An 18,528-nucleotide genomic window follows, 5' to 3' on the forward strand; every position below is an offset into this window, starting at 1 on the left:
CTGGCCTAGCCGAGCGCCTGCTGGAGGTCCTCCAGGAGGTCGTCGACGTTCTCGATGCCCACGGAGAGGCGTACGAGGTCGGCGGGGACCTCCAGGGCGGAGCCGGCCGCGGACGCGTGCGTCATGCGTCCGGGGTGCTCGATGAGGGACTCGACACCGCCCAGGGACTCGCCGAGCGTGAACACCTTGGCGCGGTTGCAGACCTCGACGGCCGCCTCCTCGCCCCCGCTGACCCGGAAGGAGATCATGCCGCCGAACGCCTTCATCTGCTTGGCGGCGACCTCGTGACCGGGGTGCTCGGGCAGGCCCGGGTACAGAACGCTCGTCACGCGCGCGTGCCGGGTGAGCATGTCGGCGATCTTCGTGGCGTTCTCGCTGTGCCGGTCCATGCGCACCGACAGCGTCTTGGTGCCGCGCAGCACGAGCCAGGAGTCGAAGGGCCCGGCGACCGCGCCCATCGCGTTCTGGTGGAAGGCCAGTTCGTCGCCGAGGTCCGCGTCGCTGACGATCAGCGCGCCGCCGACGACGTCCGAGTGGCCGCCCATGTACTTCGTCAGGGAGTGCACCACGACGTCCGCGCCGAGGGACAGCGGCTGCTGCAGGTACGGCGTGGCGAAGGTGTTGTCGACGACGAGCTTCGCGCCCGCGTCCCGGGCGACCTGGGCGACGGCGGCGATGTCGGTGATGCCGAGCAGCGGGTTGGAGGGGGTCTCCACCCACACGACCTTGGTCTTCGGGGTGATGGCGGCTCGTACGGCGGTGGGATCGCTGGTGTCGGCGACCGACCACTCCACCCCCCACCGGGCGACGACCTTCGCGAACAGGCGGAACGTACCGCCATACGCATCATTGGGGATGACCACGTGGTCACCTGGGCTGAGCAGCGTACGCAACAGGCAGTCCTCGGCCGCCAGTCCGGACGCGAACGCAAGGCCGCGGCGGCCGCCCTCCAGGGCGGCGAGGTTCTCCTCCAGCGCGGTCCTGGTCGGGTTGGCGCTACGGCTGTACTCGTAGCCGCCCCGCAGGCCGCCGACGCCGTCCTGCTTGTAGGTCGAGACCTGGTAGATCGGCGGGACGACCGCGCCGGTGAGGGGATCGGCGGTGTTGCCCGCGTGGATCGCAAGGGTCTCGAAGTGCTGACTGATGTGCCTGTCACTCATGGGCACCGAGCGTAATGCGCGAACGGGGTGGATGCGGTGCGGCGGGGTTTCCGCGGCTGGAAGCCGAGGCCGGCTGACGCGTGGCCGACGTTGCTGCGGGCGGGGGTGGGCGCAGCCACAGAACCCTTTCTCCACAGCCTCCCGACCTCGTTGGCCATTTGTCCGCGGCGTCTGGAACGCTGGAGGCATGGAGATTCTCTGGGTCCTGATCGCGCTCGTCATGCTCGGCTTCGTGGTGCTGCCGTTCATGAGGCGCAGGCGGGGCATGATCGAGCAGGTCCCGCCGGGCCACCCGGACGCCGCGGACCCGGCGAACTACGGCTTCGTACGGCAGGAGGAGCTGGACGTCCGCATGCCCGGCCCCGACCAGGACCTGCTGGACGTCCTGGACCTGGTCCAGCGCACCCAGGACTACCGCGCGGCCTCGCAGCTGCTGGCCGGCACGGAGGCGGAGGGCGAGCTGCGCTGGCAGCGCGTGCAGGCCTTCGCCGGCGCCGCGTCGCTGGAGCTGCAGCAGCGGCCGGGCGGGGTCAGTGAGTCGCCGGGCGGGCAGTGGCTGCGCGTGTGGCGGACCGAGCAGCCCAAGGACGCGGGCGGCGCGGCCGTACACGCGGAGTTCCTCGTCCAGCAGGCGTGGCGCACGGCGACGCCGGGCACGGACGAGTTCCGGATCATCATGGAGGAGGCGAGGTCGGCGTGCGCCGACGCCGCGCTGCTCGCTCCCGGTGACCCGATCCCGTACATCGTCGAGTTGTCGGTGGCCCGTGGGCTGGCCTATCCCCGGCCGGAGTTCGAGCAGCTCTGGCTGAAGATCCTGGACCGCGCCCCGGCCCACATGGGCGCGCACCTGGCGGCCCTGCACTACTGGTGCGAGAAGTGGCACGGCTCACGCGAGCTGGCGAACGACTTCGCGGAGGCCGCGGCGGCCCGCGCCCCGCAGGGCTCCCTCCTCGCCGCCATGCCGCTCTTCGCGGTGTTCGAGCATCTGCCCGAGGTGAACCTGGTCAGCGGCTTCTACCAGAGCGAGGTCGTCACGAAGGCGATGCACGGGGCGCTGTACGCGGTGCACGCGGCCCGTCCCGACGACCCGATGCTGGCGCACGTACGCCATCTGCTGGTCTTCTTCCTGGTGCGCGGCGAGCGCTGGGCGGAGGCCATGAACCAGCTGATACACGTCGACGGCCATGTCGGCGCCCTCCCCTGGACCCTCTCCCCCGACCCGGCCGCGGAGTTCGCGGTCTACCGCGCACTGGCGGTGGCCGGTTACGAGGCGAACGGCGGCAGCCCGGCGACTCTGCCGCACTGATCCACTGGCCGGACGTTGAAGGGGTGCCGCCCGGTGGGCACCCCCTCCGCCGACGTGGTTCCGGTCAGCCCTCAGTGCGGGCGGGCAGCCGCCATCCCGGGCGCGGGAAGTGGCAGGTGTAGCCGTCCGGGTAACGCTGCAGGTAGTCCTGATGCTCCGGCTCGGCCTCCCAGAAGGGGCCGACCGGCTCCACCTCGGTGACGACCTTGCCCGGCCACAGGCCGGAGGCGTCCACATCCGCGATCGTGTCCTCAGCGATCTTCTTCTGCTCGTCGTCCACGTAGTAGATCGCCGAGCGGTAGCTGAGGCCGATGTCATTGCCCTGGCGGTTCTTGGTGCTCGGGTCGTGGATCTGGAAGAAGAACTCCAGGATCGCGCGGAAGTCGGTCTTCTCGGGATCGAAAAGGATCTCAATGGCCTCCGCGTGCGTGCCGTGGTTACGGTACGTGGCGTTCGGCACGTCACCGCCGGTGTAGCCGACCCGGGTCGCCGTGACGCCCGGGAGCCGACGGATCAGGTCCTGCATTCCCCAGAAACATCCGCCCGCCAGCACGGCCCTCTGCGTCTGCGTAGCCATTGCGGCCTCCCATACGTGTCAGCTTGATCACTCGGGCTCCTCGTCGCGCGCACCACCGGCATCCGAGGCCCAGCTTCCTCAACACGCGAGGTCCCCGCGCGATTCCGCGCCCGTTCAGCTTCAGAGGAGCAGCCGGACCCGCGGTGATCGCCGTCCTATCGGCCGTAGTGCTCCTGTGGTCCTTCTTCCAAGCTCCGGTGCCCTGCGGAGCACCGGTCAGGGGGCGGGACGACGGCTGCCGTAACAACGCAACCGGCCTCCTCATGGGCTGCCACATCCGCCAGCACCGGTGGCAGAAGCTCAAAATGCTGATCGTTCGGCGGCGGGTGCGCGAGTTCTGCTCCGGGCTCTTCTCGGACGGCAAGGCAGCCCTCGTCACGCTCGCGGCAGTAGGCAGCTTTCTGTCCGGGCTGGTGGCCCTGATACCTGGCACCGCTGTCCACTGACTCCGGCGGATGCGGACTCGTCGTCACCCCCCTCCGTCAGTGGTCTGACGAACACAGCGCACCCCTCAGCGTGCACGTGTTGGGCTCGTCGGCCCTCAGCCGAGCGCCGCTGATGCGCTCAACTGCCTTGGTGGGCAGGACTGAATGGAGAGATCCGCTTCATACACTCCCCGCCACGGCGCCGTGGACAACCGTCTTCGGCGCGGTGTCTTGTCACACCGGCGGAAGGTGTCACCTGTGGCGGATGAGCAGGTCCTCAGAGCCCAGAAATGGGTGAACTCCACTTACGGCAACGTCACCGGCTACGTGCGCTGCCCCGAGAACGGCAACACCGGCTGGGCCACCATGAACTCCCTGATCATGGGCCTCCAGCACGAGCTGGGCATCAGCCCGGTCGTCGCCTCCTTCGGCTCCACCACCTACTCGAAGTTCGCCGCCCTCGGAGACGTAGGCTTCGGCTGGGACAAGAACCGCAACATCGTCGCCGTCCTCGAGTACGGCCTGTGGTGCAAGGGCTACTGGGCCGTAGAGCCCGGGAGCGAAGGCTGGTTCACCGGCGTCACCCGTGCGGCCGTCGAAGACCTGCGCGAGAACATGGGCATCGGGGGTGACGGCGTCATCAACGCCAAACTCGCCAAGGCCATCCTCAACATGGACGCCTACGTCGTCGTGGCCGGCGGAACCGACAAGATCCGCTCGATTCAGCAGTGGCTCAACGGCCGGTACTGGACCCGCAGCGAGTTCAACATCGGCCCCTGCGACGGCATCTACTCCCGCGACGTCCAGAAGTCGCTGATGTACGCCATCCAGTACGAGCTGGGCCTGACCCCGAACGGCAACTTCGGCCCCGGAACCCAGGCCGGCCTGAAGGCCAACACCGTCGGCCCCGGATCGTCCGGCATCTTCATGCAGCTCTTCTCCGCCGCCTGCGTGTTCAACGAACCGACCCCCGGCGCCGGCACCCCGCGTACCGGCTTCACCAGCTCCTGGAACGGCGACCTCGAGAACTGGGTGAAGGACTTCCAGTCCTTCAGCAGGCTGTCGGTCACCCGCAGAGGCGACTACCAGACCTGGGCTCAGCTGCTGGTCTCCATGGGAGACCCGGACCGGCCCGCGAGCGGCAGCGACACCCGGTACGAGATCACGGCCTCCCGCGCCAAGTGGCTGTACGACAACAACTACCGCGTCGTCGGCCGCTACATATACGACCCTCCCGGCTCCACCCTCGACAAGGAGATCAAGCCGGGCGAGCTGAAGACCATCTTCGACGCGGGCCTGAAGGTCTTCCCCATCTACCAGGACAACGCCCGCCGGCTCACCGACTTCACCTACTCCCAGGGCTACCAGCACGCCCTCAACGCCCACAAGCTGGCCTCCGACTACGGCTTCAACCGCGGAACCACGATCTACTTCGCCGTCGACTACGACGCCACCCAGGCCGAGATCGACGGCAGCACCTACGGCATCGTCACCTACTTCCACGGTGTGCAGGCCGGCCTGGCCAGCCAGGGCAAGAAGTACAACCACGGCGTCTACGGCTCCCGCAACGTCTGCATCAACGTCACCGAGAAGACGTTCGCCCGCCACTCCTTCGTCTCCGGCATGTCCTGGGGCTTCTCCGGAAACCTCGGCTTCCCCCTGCCGGGGAACTGGTCGTTCAACCAGATCAAGGAGTTCAAGGTCACCAACGGTTCCGACACCTTCGACCTGGACCGTGACGTCGTCTCCGGCACCGACCCCGGTGTCTCCTCCGTCAACGACCAGGCCGGCCCGGCCGACGACTTCATCAACTACGTCAGCAGGCTGTACGACCTCGCCGGCGAGTACGGGGCCTCCGGCACGAAGCGCAGCCAGCTCGTCATGGAGTACGTCCGCCATGTCGCGTACGGCGACTGGCAGTGGAAGATACTGATCGGCGGCTACGACACCGGCTTCGTGGACTTCGCCAACTCCAAGGGCATGTCGGTGCGGAAGGGGCTCACGGACCCGTTCACCGGATACTCGCTGGGCGCCGAGCACATGATGGCCACGGCCAATGCCCACCTCCTCATCGACCACCCCGGCGACCTCGGCGAGGCGAACGGCGGCGACGTCGGCGGCTGGGCCGGCGACATCATGACGTTCTGGTCCGACTGGCGCCACTCCGAGGAGGAGTACGCCAATCCGCTCGACTTCTGCCACGCCAAGCTCGCCCTTCCCGGCGTCTCCTCCTCCTTCGGCTTCACGGACCTCGTCGAGGACGCCGACGGCTACCTCCTGGCGCGCGCCGTCCGAGGCGGCAAGAGCATCCTCGACGCGGTGAAGGCCCACTACCAGGGCGGTGGCGGCCTGCGCCGGTTCAACAACTACTTCACGCAGCGCTGGGGCAACTCGACCACCTGCAAGAACTCCGTGAACTTCGCGCTGTGCGGCACCGAGTCGAAGATCATGGCAGCCCAGCTCGGACTCATCACCAAGAGCGGCGCCGTCCTTCCCAACGACTACAAGCTCACCCCAGGTGGAGAGGACAAGGTCAACAACTTCTGCCAGGGCTTCGTCGACGCCATCAACGCCCGGCGCGGCATGGAGTCCCGGATGGCCTCGCAGTACCGCGCCAACCACGAAAGGTTCCTGCGCGACGCCGCCACGCGCGCACAGCGGCGCGACAGGTAGACACAAGGCATGAAGGAAACAGCGCTGTTCGCCGTGGTCCTCGCACTGGTCGCGTGGTTCGTCTGGAGCGTCTGGAGTGTGGTCCAGATCTTCAAGGGGCTGCGTGAGCGCTTCTGGACCCGTCCGATGTGGTGGCTTCGCACCCTGTCCGTCGCCCTCTTCACCGGCACGGCCGCGTGGCTGTTCGGAGCCTTCTCCGGGGGGCTGGACGTCGAGGAGTCGTGCCGGCTGACCCACCATCAGCACTACGACTCGGCCTATCGGTCGGCCCACGCCGAGGACTTTCAGCGCCTGTTTCCGCTGAGCAACAAGTGCAACGCCAGTTACGACCTCGTCCCTTCATGGGTCAACCCGACGGTCGCGGCCTGCTTCGTCATCGCGGTGCTCTGCATCCTCGCGCTCGGCGGGCTCGGCTTGTCCCGTGCGTCGACCGTGAAACGAAAGGAACTCCGGTCATGATCAGGACCGACTTGTCCAGGCGCCACTTCATCGGTGCCTCCGCCGGCGTGGTCGGCGCGCTCGCTCTCACCACCGTCGGCGAAGCCACCGCGGCCCCGGCGGCCGACGGCACATGGTCCACGGGGCGGTCGACGAACGGCTGGCCGGTCCTCGGGACAGCCGAGTCGTTCCGCATCGAGGGCAGTGACCGCACGGTCCGGCTCGCCGGCGGCGATGCCGCGACGGTCCTTCTGCACGTGGCGAGACGTTTCAACTACGAGATCGACTCCCTTCGTTCCGGGGATGTCCACGGCTGGACCGACAACCGCGAGGTGAAGGCGGACTACGAGTCGAACCACCTGTCCGGCACCGCGATCGCGATCCGCCCCCTGGCCGGCCCGGTCGGTTCGAAGGGGAACCTGTACCCCAACGAGCTGATCGTGGTGCGGGACATCCTCACGGAGCTGGACGGTGTCGTCGCCTGGGGAGGCGACTTCACGACACCGAAGGAATCACACTTCGAGATCGCCGTCAGGCCCGGGCACCCCCGCCTGAAGGGTGTCGCCCGCAAGATCCGCGGATGGGAAACGGGCCCCGGCGACGAGGGCGCCGGCGCGATCGACGCGTTCGACCCGAAGCGCCGCAGGGCAGTACGCGCGTTTCAACGGCGCGCTTCGTAGGAGCGGCACCGCGGCCGTCCCGCGGCCGTCGAGCGATTGTCGGACCCTCGTGCTCTCATGGGTGGCATGACCAGCAGGAGTGTCCTCGTGGAGCGGCCCATCGCCGCGGGCCAGGGGCCCGTGTGGGAAGCCCTGACCGACCTTCGGGGCATGGAGCGGGTGCTCAGCGGTGTCTCGAAGATCGACGTCCTCACGGACGGGGCCTTCGGTGTCGGGACGCGGTGGCGGGAGACGAGGCGGATGTTCGGCAAGGAGGCCACCGAGGAGATGTGCGTGACCGCCTGCGAACCGCCCGAGCGCTATGTGGTGGAGGCCGAGTCGCACGGCACCCACTACGTCTCGGAATGGGTGCTGCGGGCGGACGGGCCATCGGCGACGACGGTCCGGATGACCTTCACCGCCGTGGCCTCCGGCGGCGTCACGGGCGTGCTCGCCAGGATCCTGGGCGGTCTGGGCACACGGGCGGTGAGCAAGGCGATCGCCAAGGACCTGGACGAGGTCGCCTCCGCGGTCGAGAGGCGCAGCGGCTGACGCGGGCGGCGCCGACGTCCCCGAGTCACGCTGTGGTCGGGGCGCGCCGTGCGGTGAGTACGGGCTGGTAGTAGCCGCTGGTGGACGGGGTGTGCCAGGTGAGGTCGGTGAAACCGGCTTCGCAGGCGAGGTCCGTCAGCCGGCCGCTGGTGATGGCCCAGGTCGTGGTCCGGCGGGCCCGGACCGTCCAGGTGTTCCCCGTGGGGATGAGCTGGAAGTGCTCCTGGTCGTAGCGCTCGCCGTCCTCGTGCCAGTGCCAGAGCTGGAAGGTGATCGCCTTGCCGTCGGAGGTCTGCGTGACCTGGGGCGGCGTCGAGGTGGGTCTGGTGCGGCGGATCTCGTCGTAGGGGCGGACGGTGATGATCAGGAGGCCGCCGTCGCGCAGCACCCGTCGCATGCCGCGCAGCGCCGCCGTGACGTCCTGTGCGGACAGGAGGTGGGCGAGCGAGTTGTCGGCGCAGACGACGACGTCGAAGGCGGCCGGCGTGAACGGCAGCGCACGCATGTCCGCGGCGGTCGCCGGGAGAGACACCCCCCGGGCGGCCGCCTCGGCCGCGGCACGTGCGGCGGCGACGGGGCTCAGGTCGCTGCCGACGAGCCGGTGACCGGCCTGGGCCAGCCCGATGGCCTGGGTGCCGATTCCGCAGGCGCAGTCCAGGATTCGCCGGGCTCCGGGGCCCAGGTGGTCGCGGACGAGTGCGTCCAGCGCCCGCGCCTGCCGGGCCATGCTCGCGTCCCAGTTCGGGAAGATCAGGTGGTAGTCGGGGGCCAGGTCGTCGTAGAAGTCCCGCGCTGAGGTTCCGGACATGCCCCCAAGCTAGGGGCGGCCGACCCTCCCGGGCCACGGCGGCTGCCCTCCCGTCTCCCGCGTAGCCGTCCTCCCGGCCGGCGCACGGCCGCCGCGTGCCCCACTCAAGCCGACGGCGCCGAGCTGCTCCCCGTGCCCGCCTTCGTCGCGTCCGTCCCCCAGCTCGCCAGCAGCCGCAGGGACTCCGCCGACGGCGAGCCCGGTTCCGCGTGGTACGTGATCAGGACCTGTTCCGTGCCGTCGGACAGGCGGAACGACTCGAAGTTCAAGGTCAGCTCGCCCACCAGGGGGTGCCGGATGCGCTTGACGCCGTAGGTCTTCTCCTTGACGTCATGGGTGGCCCACAGCCGCCGGAACTCCTCGCTCTTGACGGAGAGTTCGCCGACCAGGGCGGACAGGCGCGGGTCGTCGGGGTGGCAGCCCGCGTCCATGCGCAGGTAGCTGACCATGTCGGACGCCTTCTGGTCCCACTCGACGAACAGGTCGCGGTACTCGGGCCGCAGGAAGACGAGGCGGGCCCAGTTGCGCTCCTGTACCGGCAGCTCCGCCCAGTCGCCGAAGACCGCCGCCGCCATCCGGTTCCAGGCGAGGATGTCCGAACGCCGGCCGGTGACGTACGCGGGCACGCCGTCGATCGAGTCCAGCAGCTGCCGCAGCGCCGGCCGCACCTGTTCCGGCCGCGCCGCCGGCTTCTTCTTGTGCTGCTTCGGCTTCGCGAGGTGCGTGAGGTGCGCGTGCTCGGCATCGGACAGCCGCAGCGCGCGGGCGATGGCGTCCAGGACCTCCGCCGACACGTTCCGGCCGTTGCCCTGCTCCAGGCGCGTGTAGTACGCCACGGACACCCCGGCCAGCTGTGCCAGCTCCTCGCGCCGCAGCCCCGGCACCCTGCGGTGCCGCCCGAAGTCCGGCAGCCCGACGTCCTCCGGCTTCAGCCGGGCACGCCGGGTGCGCAGGAACTCGCTGAGTTCGGCGCGCCGGTCCAGGCCGGCCCCGGTGTCGGCGGCGGGTCCCGTCACGGATTCGGGCTTTTCGTCCATGCCGCAAGTATTCCCGGTCGTACGCCCACGAGCCTGACCCCGCCAGTGATAGGACCGGCGGACGTACGTACAACCGAGGTCTGGGTGGCTCCCGCGCCTCCCGGCAGGCTGAATGCCGTGCCCGGACGGACAGCACGGACAGAAGGCAGCCGGGCGCAGCAACCCCGCTAGGAGATACCCGGCATGACCACCGTTGCCGCATACGCAGCACCCGCCGCCAAGGCTCCGCTGGAGCGCACCACCATCGAGCGCCGTGAGGTCGGCGAGTTCGACGTCCTGATCGACATCAAGTTCGCCGGTATCTGCCACTCCGACATCCACCAGGCCCGGGAGGGCTGGGGCGAGGCGATCTTCCCGATGGTCCCCGGCCACGAGATCGCCGGCGTCGTCGCCGAGGTCGGCTCGGGGGTCACCAAGTTCCAGGTCGGCGACCGTGTGGGCGTCGGCTGTCTGGTCGACTCCTGCCGTGAGTGCGAGAACTGCAAGGCCGGCCGGGAGCAGTACTGCCTCAACGGCAGCTTCGGCCCCACGTACAACGCCATCGGCCGGGACGGCACGCCGAACCACGGCGGCTACTCGCAGAAGATCGTCGTCGACGAGAACTACGTCGTCCGCATCCCCGACGGCCTCTCCCTGGACGTCGCCGCGCCGCTGCTGTGCGCCGGCATCACCCTCTACTCCCCGCTGAAGCGCTGGGGCGCCGGCCCCGGCAGGAAGGTCGCGATCCTCGGCCTGGGCGGCCTCGGCCACATGGGCGTGAAGATCGCGCACGCCCTGGGCGCCGAGGTGACGGTCCTGTCGCAGTCCCTGCGCAAGCAGGAGGACGGCCTCAAGCTGGGTGCCGACCACTACTACGCCACCAGCGACCCGAAGACCTTCGAGGAGCTGCGCGGCACGTTCGACCTGATCGTGTCCACGGTGTCGGCCCCGCTGGACTTCAACGCCTACCTGACGCTGCTGAAGACGGAGGGCGCGCTGGTGAACGTGGGCGCCCCCGAGGAGCCGATCTCCCTCAACCTCTTCTCCGTGATCGGCGGCGGCAAGACCCTCGCCGGCTCCATGATCGGCGGCATCGGCGAGACCCAGGAGATGCTGGACTTCTGCGCCGAGCACGGCTTCGGCGCCGAGATCGAGCTGATCCGCGCGGACGAGATCAACGAGGCGTACGAGCGGGTGCTCAGCAGCGATGTGCGCTACCGGTTCGTGATCGACACGGCCACGATCTGACACCGGTACGCCGGTAGCCGGTTCGTCGGTAGCCGGTACGCCGACACGCCGGCCCTATGACCGAGGGCCCCGGAGCCGCACTGCTCCGGGGCTCTCGGCGCGTCGGAGGAGTACCGAAGGAGTAGAGCCACTCCCTCCCTACGGCCGATGTGCCGCACGGCGGCCCTGCCTAGCGTGAAGCCAGGAGCCGGTCCGAACCGTGCACACGAGGAGGCAGCCCCGATGACCGTCCAGCTCAACCACACCATCGTCGCCGCGCACGACAAGAAGGCGTCGGCCCACTTCCTCGCCGACATCCTGGGCCTGGAGGTCAGCCCGCAGTACGGCCCCTTCATCCCGGTCCAGGTCCCCAACGGCGTGACCCTGGACTACCTCGACTCACCCGGTGCCATCACGCCGCAGCACTATGCGTTCCTGGTGTCGGAGGACGACTTCGACACGATCTTCGGCCGGATACGGGAGGCCGGGCTGACGTACTGGGCGGACCCGTACCACCGCCGCGAGGGCGAGATCAACCACAACGACGGCGGCCGCGGCGCCTACTTCGAGGACCCGAACGGCCACAACCTGGAGATCCTGACGCGGCCGTACGGCAGCGGCGGCTGACAGCGCTCCCCTCCCACTCGACGAGCCGTCACCACCGATACGGCGGCGCGGCCCCCCAGTTCCACCGCGGCACCGGCTGCTCCGCCGGCGGGACCGCGTCCGGCCCCGAGAAATACACCGCCAGCCGCGTCCCCCACTCCACGTACGCCAGGAACGCCGAGCGGAACTCCGCGTCCGTCGGGAGGCCCGCCTCGTCGGCCGCGTCCTGGATGAGGTTGACCCAGCGGCGGCGCTGGGGTTCGGTGATCCCCCGGCCCAGGTGCTTGGCGACCATGTGGCCGTGGCCACCCTGGGTCTCGGAGTAGGCGGGCGGGCCGCCGAAGACCTCGCCGAGCCAGAGCGCCACGTGTTCCGCGTGGGCCGGGTCCAGGTTCTCGAACAGCGGGGCCAGGAGGTCGTCCTTGCGGACCTTGTCGTAGAAGACCGACGTCAGGCGGGCGAACGCCTCCGGGCCGCCCGCCCAGGCGTACAGCGTCGGCACCGACGCGCCCGTGCCGCGGACCGTCGTCGGCTTGTAGTGGCGCATCTCCTCGATGTGCGTGACGTACGGACGGATCTCGGCGAAGAAGTCGGCGAACAGCTCCGACTTGCGGAAGCCCTCCATGTGGTCCTGCGTGGACGTCCAGGTGATGCGCAGGACGTAGTGCTCGAAGTCCTCCTCGCAGCGGGCGAGTTCGTAGTCGACGCAGTGGGGGGACGCGGCGAGCTGGGCCGCGGCGCGGGTGTAGGCGGCCAGGAACTCCGCCGACTTCTGCTCGGGGATGCGGTACCGGATGTATTCGACCGTGTGAGCCGTCATGGCCTCACGGAAGCACGAAAACCGGGCGGACGCTCCTCCTCCGCCGACTTCAGGATCGGCGGGTCACCGCGACGTCGAGCTCCAGCGCGACCTTCTCGCTGATCAGGACTCCACCCCAGCTGACGCCCCAGTCCTTGCGGTTGATGATCGCGCTGCCCTTGAAGCCGGCCCGGAGGTCGCCCCGCGGATCGTTCTCGGCGCCGGTCAGCTCGAAGTCCAAGGTCACGGGCTTTGTCACGCCGCGGACCGTCAGGCCGCCGGTGACCTCGAAGCGGGTCGCATCGACCTGCCGCACCTTCGTCGAGGTGAAGGTGATCGCCGGATGCCGGTCGACGTCCAGGAAGTCGGCGCTGCGCAGATGGTCGTCGCACTTCTGCTTGCCGGTCAGGACGCTCCGCGCCTGGATCACGAGCCGGACGCCGGACCTCGACGGGTCGTCGCCGTCCAGCTGCGCGCTGCCCTGGAACTCGTCGAACCGTCCGCGCACCTTGCTGACCATCGCGGCCCGGCCCACGAAGCCGATCCGCGTGCGGACGCTGTCGAGGACGTAGTCGCCGGTCAGCTCGCTGAGCGTGGTGGTGGTTGTCATGCTGGGTCACTCCTTGGACGTCGGTCTCACCGGTACGACGACTCGGGCACCCGGAATGTGAGGCGCGGCCCGACGTCACATTCCGCTGCGCTGTCCCGTCGGAGTGGTGAAGGCAGACACGAGCGAGGGAGTCAGCGGCACGATGACCGATCCGGAGCTGGGCACGACCGATCCGGGGCTGAGCGCGATCATGAGCGAGCGACGGCAGCTGATCAATGTCGCGTACCGCCTGCTCGGCTCGCTGGCCGACGCCGAGGACGTCGTGCAGGAGACGTACGCCCGCTGGTACGCCATGTCCCCGCGGGAGCAGCAGGCCATCACGTCCCCCGGCGCCTGGCTGACCAGGGTCGCGAGCCGGATCTGCCTCGACGTGCTCCGCTCGGCACGCGCCCGGCGGGAGCGATACGTGGGCGAATGGGTGCCGGAGCCGCTGCCCGACCGTACGGAGTGGATCGAGGGGGCGCAGGGCGCCGGCTCGGCGGACCCGGCCGACCGGGTCACCCTCGACGAGTCGGTCAACATGGCCTTTCTCGTCGTACTGGAATCGATGACCCCGGCCGAGCGCGTCGCGTTCGTCCTGCACGATGTCTTCCGCTACTCCTTCGCCGAGGTGGGCGAGATCGTCGGCCGCACGCCTGCGGCCTGCCGTCAGCTGGCCACGTCGGCCCGCCGCCGTGTTCGCGCGTCCCGGCCTCCCGCGACCGTCACCACGACTCCGCCCACCCGGAGGGCCGAACTCGTCCGGGATTTCAAGCACGCCTGGGAGGCCAAGGACCTCGACGCCCTGATCCGCCTCCTCGACCCCGACGCCACGGCGGTCGGTGACGGCGGCGGCCTGGTCAGCGCGGCGCTCCAGCCGGTCGAGGGCGGCGAGCGGATCGCGCGCTACTTCGTCGAACTCGCTGACCGCGCGCCCGCCGTGGAGATCCTGGAGCGTACGGTCAACGCCCAGCCCGGCCTGGTGGTGCGGCAGGACGGGGTCATCGTGACGGTGCTGGCGTTCGAGATGGCGGGCGACCGGATCAGGCACCTCTGGGCGGTACGCAACCCCGAGAAGCTCAAGCCCTGGACGACCGGCTGACGCCCGCACCGCACGGGAAAGCCCCGCCGGAAGCTGCACCTCCGGCGGGGCTTTCTCTCAGGTGAGACCTAAGACCTACTTGCCGTAGTAGGCGTTGTAGATCGAGACCGTCGACTTGTTGCCCTTCTTGTCGGCGACCTTGGCGTGGAAGGAGACTGCCTTCCCCCTCGCCGGGTTCTTGACGGTGATCGTGCCGTCCTTGACCTCGAGCTTCTTCCAGGTCTGGCCGTAGTCGTACGACACGTACACGTGCAGCGACTTGAGGTTGCTGCCCGCGGCCGCGCCGACCACGGTGACCGGGAAGGTCTGGGTCTTGTCGGCCTCGACGCGGCTGTCCAGGCCCGTCTTGGCGTTGAAGCGGACCGTGGAGGCCGGGAGCGTGACCAGATCGGCCGACTTCTTGGAGCGGAAGGTCCAGCTCGCGTCGATCCGCGTGGAGGCGGCCGCGACCTTGGTGCTGCGCTTGACCGACGTCGTCAGCTTGTACTCGGCCTCCGCGCCCGGGACCGCGAACGGCTCGCCGAACAGCGGGTCCTTGTTGGTGCCGATCTTGGTGCCGTTGCGGTAAAGGTTCGTGCTCACCGAGGTGAAGTCCGACCAGCCCGCGTGCTTGTTGGCGTCGGCGAACAGCGGCAGGGAGCCGTAGATGTCGTTGCCCTCACGGAACACGCCGAAGTTCTTGTTGATGTGCGGGCCGAAGACCGCCGTGCTGAAGGTCTTCGAGTAGCTCTGGCCCGCCTTGAAGGTCTGGGGGTCGCCCAGGCCGTAGTACGCGTCGATGATCGGGATGCCGTCCGCGTCCTTGCCGGCGTACTGCATGAAGTCGAACGTCCACTGGATCTTGTCGGACGTCGACAGGTACACGGTCCGCGAGCCGGGCAGCTTCTGCTCGATCGGGGTGCCGATCGCGGCGTCCTCCGGGAAGATGCCCAGGGGCAGGAGCGATCCGGTCTTGCCGGGGGTCGCCGCGCCGAGGTTGTTCTTCACCTTGGCGAGGTCGCCCGCCTTGAAGTGGCGGACCTTGTTGCCCACGATCTTCTTGACCTCGGCGGTGGTGGCGACGTCGTACTCGGCGTTGTCGCCCTTGGTCCACTGCCCGTTCCAGGTCTGGCTCAGGCCGCTCGCGATCTCCGGGCCGAGGTGCGCCATGCGCAGGTCGGCGAAGGAGTCGAGGGCGAAGGCGACGCCGACACCCGCGGCGTCGTAGAAGTAGTTGCTGCCGGCGAACGTCTGCTTGGCCTGCGCGTCCGGCACGGTGATGTCGGCCGCCCTGGTCTTGCGGGCGTCGATCGTCACCGAGGTGTTCTTGGTGACGCTCAGCTTCGGCTGGACCACCCAGTCGAGGCCGCCCTCGAAGTTCACCCAGTCCTTGGCGATCCAGGCGTCCAACAGATACGTGCCCTTGGGCAGCCGCATCTTCGTGGTGCCGGACGCGGCGAGCGGCACCTGGTAGGCGCGGTCCGTGCCCAGGCCGGTGTAGCCGAACAGGGCGGTGTTGTAGTCGGGGGCCGGCTTGCCGTCCTTGTCGATGTGCTTGACGGTGACGTCGTACGACTCCACCTCGCGCTGCACCGCGGCGGCCGTACGGACGCTCTGCCCGTCGCCCGTCGCCGTCACGTACGCGGAGTAGGCGCCGTCGAGCGTGCCGCCCAGCTTGGTGTTGACGGTGAGGCCGACGGCGGCCTTGCCGCCCGCCGGGACCGTCACCTTAGTCGCCCCGAGCTTGAAGAAGCCCGCCGGAGCCGCCTGGCCCTTGGGGTTCGTCGCCGTCGCGGAGAGATTGAGCGTCACGTCCTTCGTACCGAAGTTGCGGTACGTCAGCTCCTTGGTGACCGGCTTGTCGTCGGTGTGCGGCCACTGCTGCACACCGAAGCTCACCGACACCGGGTCGGCGATCACGGTCTGCTTGATGGCCTTGTCGACCTGGATACGGCCCGAACCCTGCTCGAACGGCGTGTACTTGCCGCCCTTGGCCGAACCGGTCAGCGCGCCCTTGAGCTCGGCGTACGTCCAGTCCGGGTGCTGCTGCTTGAGGATCGCCGCCGCGCCCGCGACATGCGGGGTCGCCATCGACGTGCCCGAGATGGTCAGGTAGCCGGCCGGGTTCTCGCCGACCTCCTGCTCGATGAGGCTGCCCTTGGCGGAGGCGGCCGTGATGTCCACGCCGGGCGCGGTGACGTCCGGCTTGACGGCGCCGTCGCCGAGCCGCGGGCCGGTGCTGGAGAAGTCGGCGAGCTTGTCCTTGTCGTCGACGGCGCCCACGGTGAGCGCGGCGTCCGCGCTGCCGGGCGAACCGACCGACTCCGGGCCGGAGTTGCCCGCCGCGATCGCGAAGAGCATGCCCTTCTCGGCGGACAGCTTGTTGACCGCCGCCTCCAGCGGGTCGACCTCGGGCGTGTCCTGCCCGCCGAGGCTGAGGTTGACGACCTGGGCGCCCTGCTCGGCCGCCCACTCCATGCCCGCCAGGATGCTGGAGTCGTCGCCGAAGCCCTGATCGTCGAGGACCTTGCCGCTGATGATGTCGGCGCCCGGTGCGACACCCTTGTACTTGCCTCCGGACTTGGCGCCGGTGCCGGCCGCGATGGAGGCGACGTGCGTGCCGTGGCCGACCTTGTCCTCCGCGGTGGCGGCCGGCGAGAAGTTCTTGGCCGCGATCACCTGGTCCTTGAGGTCCGGGTGGGTGGCGTCGACGCCGGTGTCCAGGACGGCGATCTTGACGCCCTTGCCGTCGTAGCCGGCCGCCCACGCCTTGGGGGCGCCGATCTGCGGCACGGACTTGTCGAGGCTGGCCTTGCGGACGCCGTCGAGCCAGACGTGCGCGATGCCGGAGGCGGTCCTGTGCCCGTTGGTGAGCGCGTCCCAAAGCTCGGGCGCGTCCTGCTGCGGGGTCTGCACCGCGTCCGCGTTCAGGGACTTCAGGGTCCGGCGGAGCTTGCCCGCGTCCCGGACGTCCGCCTTGGCGTCGGCGGCGGCGCCCTGGTAGCCGACGATGACCTTCAGGCCCTTGGCCTGGGAGGTGCGGGTCGCGGACTTGTTGAGCTCGGTGATGTCGAACAGCCGCTGGTCGAGCTTGCCGGTGGCGACCAGCCGGGCCGCGTCGGCCGGGATCACGAGGGTGTGCCCGTCCGCCTTGCGTATCTGTACGGGTATGTGCTGGCGCCCCTTGGCCCGCTCCAGGCCGACCACGCGGCCCTTGGAGTCGACGGAGACCCGGTCACCCGTGATCAGGGTGATGCGGTGGGGGGACGTGAACGAGGAGGCGGCGCCGGACGGGCGCTGCTCCGGTTCGGCCGACGCCGGGCTGGTCATTCCCGCGGCGAGGGCGACGGCGGCCGCCGTGGCGACAGTGGCCGCGCATGCTCTTTTGACTTGTCTGCGCAAGTTTCCCCCTTGCAGAAGTTCCGGGCGAATACCGTGTTCACCCGGCCGGGGGCGGTCCCGTGCGCATGCGCGTCACCCCCCGGAATACGCAGTATGCCGAGGGGTGATCAGGCACCTCAATACATGAGAGGGAGATGAGAGGCGCACCTGCCGACTGTTACGCAACGGCGAACTCCGTTACAGAGTCGTCAAGTTACGCCCCCGCGTTCTCCTTGACAGTGATCTGCCCCTTACGGATGGTCGCCAGCCGCGGGGCCTTTTTCGCGATCGCGGAGTCGTGGGTGACCATGATGAAGGTCAACCCGAGTTCCTTCCACATGCGTTCGAGTACGTCCATGATCTCGTCGCGCATCGACTCGTCGAGGTTTCCGGTGGGTTCGTCGGCGAGCAGCACCTTGGGCTGCTTCACGAGTGCGCGGGCGATGGCGACGCGCTGCTGCTGCCCACCGGACATCTCCGACGGCAGATGCGCGAGCCGCTCACCGAGGCCGACGGACTTCAGCGCCTCGGCGGCCCGTTCGCGCCGGTCCTTCGGCTTGACGCCGAGGGGGACGAGGGCGGTCTCGACGTTCTCCTGTGCGGTGAGGGTGGGGATCAGGTTGAAGCTCTGGAAGACGAACCCGATGTTCTCGCTGCGGACCTTGGTGAGCCGGGCCTCGGAGAGCTTGGCCAAGTCCGTGCCGTCGAGCACGACTTCGCCTGCGGTGGGCCGGTCGAGTCCGCCGAGCATCTGGAGGAGGGTGGACTTGCCGCCGCCGGTGGGGCCCTGGATGACGAGCCGGTCCCCGTCGGCGATGGTGAGATCGACTCCGTCGAGAGCGTCCACGGTTTCCTTGCCTCGGGTGTAGCGCTTGGTGACGTTTCTGAGTTCGTACATGGTGGCTCCTGGGGGAGGTTCGGGGGTGGATCGGATCGTTTACGGCTGCGGGTGCGTGGGGGCTGGTCGCGCAGTTCCCCGCGCCCCTGGGGAGCTGCAGCCCCGCCGGCCGTAGCTACGCGCCGCCGCAGCCCGCCGGCCGACACAGCTGCATCGCTGCGGGTGCGTGGGGGCTGGTCGCGCAGTTCCCCGCGCCCCTGGGGAGCTGCAGCCCCGCCGGCCGTAGCTGCACACCACTGCAGCCCGCCGGCCGACACAGCTGCATCGCTGCGGGTGCGTGGGGGCTGGTCGCGCAGTTCCCCGCGCCCCTGGGGAGCTGCAGCCCCGCCGGCC

General features: G+C 69.3%; 17 protein-coding genes. 9 read left to right on the plus strand and 8 right to left on the minus strand.

Annotated elements, in window-relative coordinates; translation table 11 throughout:
• Positions 1-5 precede the first annotated feature (5 nt).
• Positions 6-1,160, minus strand: coding sequence for a cystathionine gamma-synthase (locus tag ACZ7L6_RS12890; RefSeq protein WP_471922926.1), 1,155 nt, complete (start codon positions 1,158-1,160; stop codon positions 6-8).
• A gap of 187 nt (positions 1,161-1,347) precedes the next feature.
• Here ACZ7L6_RS12890 and ACZ7L6_RS12895 point away from each other — a divergent pair, with 187 nt between their 5' ends.
• Complete coding sequence (locus tag ACZ7L6_RS12895; RefSeq protein ID WP_471922928.1) at positions 1,348-2,466, plus strand: hypothetical protein; 1,119 nt, start codon at positions 1,348-1,350, stop codon at positions 2,464-2,466.
• Between the two features lie 64 nt (positions 2,467-2,530).
• On the opposite strand, the gene msrA is transcribed toward ACZ7L6_RS12895, so the two are convergent.
• Positions 2,531-3,043, minus strand: a complete 513-nt coding sequence (gene msrA / locus ACZ7L6_RS12900; protein WP_471922930.1) for a peptide-methionine (S)-S-oxide reductase MsrA — start codon at positions 3,041-3,043, stop codon at positions 2,531-2,533.
• A gap of 143 nt (positions 3,044-3,186) precedes the next feature.
• On the opposite strand from msrA, the gene ACZ7L6_RS12905 reads away from it, so the two are divergent.
• The 5 genes from ACZ7L6_RS12905 to ACZ7L6_RS12925 all read left to right on the plus strand — a co-directional run bounded on the left by ACZ7L6_RS12905 (position 3,187) and on the right by ACZ7L6_RS12925 (position 7,790).
• Complete coding sequence (locus tag ACZ7L6_RS12905) at positions 3,187-3,489, plus strand: hypothetical protein (RefSeq protein WP_471922932.1); 303 nt, start codon at positions 3,187-3,189, stop codon at positions 3,487-3,489.
• A gap of 237 nt (positions 3,490-3,726) precedes the next feature.
• Positions 3,727-6,141, plus strand: coding sequence for a glycoside hydrolase domain-containing protein (locus tag ACZ7L6_RS12910; protein ID WP_471922934.1), 2,415 nt, complete (start codon positions 3,727-3,729; stop codon positions 6,139-6,141).
• Between the two features lie 9 nt (positions 6,142-6,150).
• Complete coding sequence (locus ACZ7L6_RS12915) at positions 6,151-6,600, plus strand: hypothetical protein (protein ID WP_471922937.1); 450 nt, start codon at positions 6,151-6,153, stop codon at positions 6,598-6,600.
• Complete coding sequence (locus ACZ7L6_RS12920; RefSeq protein ID WP_471922940.1) at positions 6,597-7,259, plus strand: M15 family metallopeptidase; 663 nt, start codon at positions 6,597-6,599, stop codon at positions 7,257-7,259. Before ACZ7L6_RS12915 ends, ACZ7L6_RS12920 begins: the two co-directional genes overlap by 4 nt.
• 66 nt (positions 7,260-7,325) lie before the next feature.
• On the plus strand, positions 7,326-7,790 hold the full coding sequence (locus tag ACZ7L6_RS12925) for an SRPBCC family protein (protein ID WP_471922944.1): 465 nt from the start codon (positions 7,326-7,328) through the stop codon (positions 7,788-7,790).
• A 25-nt stretch (positions 7,791-7,815) separates the two neighbouring features.
• Here the strand turns inward: ACZ7L6_RS12925 and ACZ7L6_RS12930 are convergent, their stop codons facing one another.
• Together ACZ7L6_RS12930 and ACZ7L6_RS12935 are read right to left on the minus strand one after the other, a co-directional pair.
• Positions 7,816-8,598 (minus strand): class I SAM-dependent methyltransferase, encoded by a 783-nt coding sequence (locus ACZ7L6_RS12930; protein ID WP_471922946.1) that lies wholly within the window; start codon positions 8,596-8,598, stop codon positions 7,816-7,818.
• Between the two features lie 104 nt (positions 8,599-8,702).
• Complete coding sequence (locus ACZ7L6_RS12935) at positions 8,703-9,635, minus strand: helix-turn-helix domain-containing protein (protein WP_471922948.1); 933 nt, start codon at positions 9,633-9,635, stop codon at positions 8,703-8,705.
• Between the two features lie 183 nt (positions 9,636-9,818).
• Between ACZ7L6_RS12935 and ACZ7L6_RS12940 the strand changes: the two genes are divergently transcribed.
• Both ACZ7L6_RS12940 and ACZ7L6_RS12945 read left to right on the plus strand, forming a co-directional pair.
• On the plus strand, positions 9,819-10,862 hold the full coding sequence (locus ACZ7L6_RS12940) for an NAD(P)-dependent alcohol dehydrogenase (RefSeq protein ID WP_471922951.1): 1,044 nt from the start codon (positions 9,819-9,821) through the stop codon (positions 10,860-10,862).
• A 222-nt stretch (positions 10,863-11,084) separates the two neighbouring features.
• On the plus strand, positions 11,085-11,468 hold the full coding sequence (locus tag ACZ7L6_RS12945; protein ID WP_471922953.1) for a VOC family protein: 384 nt from the start codon (positions 11,085-11,087) through the stop codon (positions 11,466-11,468).
• 28 nt (positions 11,469-11,496) lie between these two features.
• Here ACZ7L6_RS12945 and ACZ7L6_RS12950 read toward each other — a convergent pair whose 3' ends face one another.
• The gene (locus ACZ7L6_RS12950) at positions 11,497-12,267 is read right to left on the minus strand and encodes a globin domain-containing protein (protein ID WP_471922955.1); all 771 of its coding nucleotides are present in this window, start codon (positions 12,265-12,267) and stop codon (positions 11,497-11,499) included.
• Between the two features lie 49 nt (positions 12,268-12,316).
• Positions 12,317-12,856 carry a YceI family protein gene (locus tag ACZ7L6_RS12955; RefSeq protein ID WP_471922958.1) on the minus strand — a complete coding sequence of 180 codons (540 nt, stop codon included), beginning with the start codon at positions 12,854-12,856 and terminating at the stop codon, positions 12,317-12,319.
• Between the two features lie 142 nt (positions 12,857-12,998).
• On the opposite strand from ACZ7L6_RS12955, the gene sigJ reads away from it, so the two are divergent.
• Complete coding sequence (sigJ, locus tag ACZ7L6_RS12960) at positions 12,999-13,937, plus strand: RNA polymerase sigma factor SigJ (RefSeq protein ID WP_471922961.1); 939 nt, start codon at positions 12,999-13,001, stop codon at positions 13,935-13,937.
• A 75-nt stretch (positions 13,938-14,012) separates the two neighbouring features.
• Here the strand turns inward: sigJ and ACZ7L6_RS12965 are convergent, their stop codons facing one another.
• Positions 14,013-17,246: a S8 family peptidase gene (locus ACZ7L6_RS12965; protein WP_471923391.1), complete on the minus strand. Its 3,234-nt coding sequence runs from the start codon at positions 17,244-17,246 to the stop codon at positions 14,013-14,015.
• Positions 17,247-17,511: 265 nt separating this feature from the next.
• Positions 17,512-18,195: an ABC transporter ATP-binding protein gene (locus ACZ7L6_RS12970; protein WP_471922964.1), complete on the minus strand. Its 684-nt coding sequence runs from the start codon at positions 18,193-18,195 to the stop codon at positions 17,512-17,514.
• Positions 18,196-18,528: the final 333 nt, after the last annotated feature.

This window comes from Streptomyces sp. NPDC107522, from assembly GCF_055657525.1.

What these genes read in the sequence shown, in the direction of transcription:
- ACZ7L6_RS12925 (WP_471922944.1), top strand. Translation starts at nt 7,326, where the DNA reads ATGACCAGCAGGAGTGTCCTCGTGGAGCGGCCCATCGCCGCGGGCCAG.
- ACZ7L6_RS12890 (WP_471922926.1), bottom strand. Translation starts at nt 1,160, where the DNA reads ATGAGTGACAGGCACATCAGTCAGCACTTCGAGACCCTTGCGATCCAC.
- ACZ7L6_RS12945 (WP_471922953.1), top strand. Translation starts at nt 11,085, where the DNA reads ATGACCGTCCAGCTCAACCACACCATCGTCGCCGCGCACGACAAGAAG.
- ACZ7L6_RS12915 (WP_471922937.1), top strand. Translation starts at nt 6,151, where the DNA reads ATGAAGGAAACAGCGCTGTTCGCCGTGGTCCTCGCACTGGTCGCGTGG.
- ACZ7L6_RS12940 (WP_471922951.1), top strand. Translation starts at nt 9,819, where the DNA reads ATGACCACCGTTGCCGCATACGCAGCACCCGCCGCCAAGGCTCCGCTG.
- ACZ7L6_RS12930 (WP_471922946.1), bottom strand. Translation starts at nt 8,598, where the DNA reads ATGTCCGGAACCTCAGCGCGGGACTTCTACGACGACCTGGCCCCCGAC.
- msrA (WP_471922930.1), bottom strand. Translation starts at nt 3,043, where the DNA reads ATGGCTACGCAGACGCAGAGGGCCGTGCTGGCGGGCGGATGTTTCTGG.
- ACZ7L6_RS12935 (WP_471922948.1), bottom strand. Translation starts at nt 9,635, where the DNA reads ATGGACGAAAAGCCCGAATCCGTGACGGGACCCGCCGCCGACACCGGG.
- ACZ7L6_RS12970 (WP_471922964.1), bottom strand. Translation starts at nt 18,195, where the DNA reads ATGTACGAACTCAGAAACGTCACCAAGCGCTACACCCGAGGCAAGGAA.
- ACZ7L6_RS12895 (WP_471922928.1), top strand. Translation starts at nt 1,348, where the DNA reads ATGGAGATTCTCTGGGTCCTGATCGCGCTCGTCATGCTCGGCTTCGTG.
- ACZ7L6_RS12955 (WP_471922958.1), bottom strand. Translation starts at nt 12,856, where the DNA reads ATGACAACCACCACCACGCTCAGCGAGCTGACCGGCGACTACGTCCTC.
- ACZ7L6_RS12920 (WP_471922940.1), top strand. Translation starts at nt 6,597, where the DNA reads ATGATCAGGACCGACTTGTCCAGGCGCCACTTCATCGGTGCCTCCGCC.
- ACZ7L6_RS12950 (WP_471922955.1), bottom strand. Translation starts at nt 12,267, where the DNA reads ATGACGGCTCACACGGTCGAATACATCCGGTACCGCATCCCCGAGCAG.
- sigJ (WP_471922961.1), top strand. Translation starts at nt 12,999, where the DNA reads ATGACCGATCCGGAGCTGGGCACGACCGATCCGGGGCTGAGCGCGATC.
- ACZ7L6_RS12965 (WP_471923391.1), bottom strand. Translation starts at nt 17,246, where the DNA reads ATGACCAGCCCGGCGTCGGCCGAACCGGAGCAGCGCCCGTCCGGCGCC.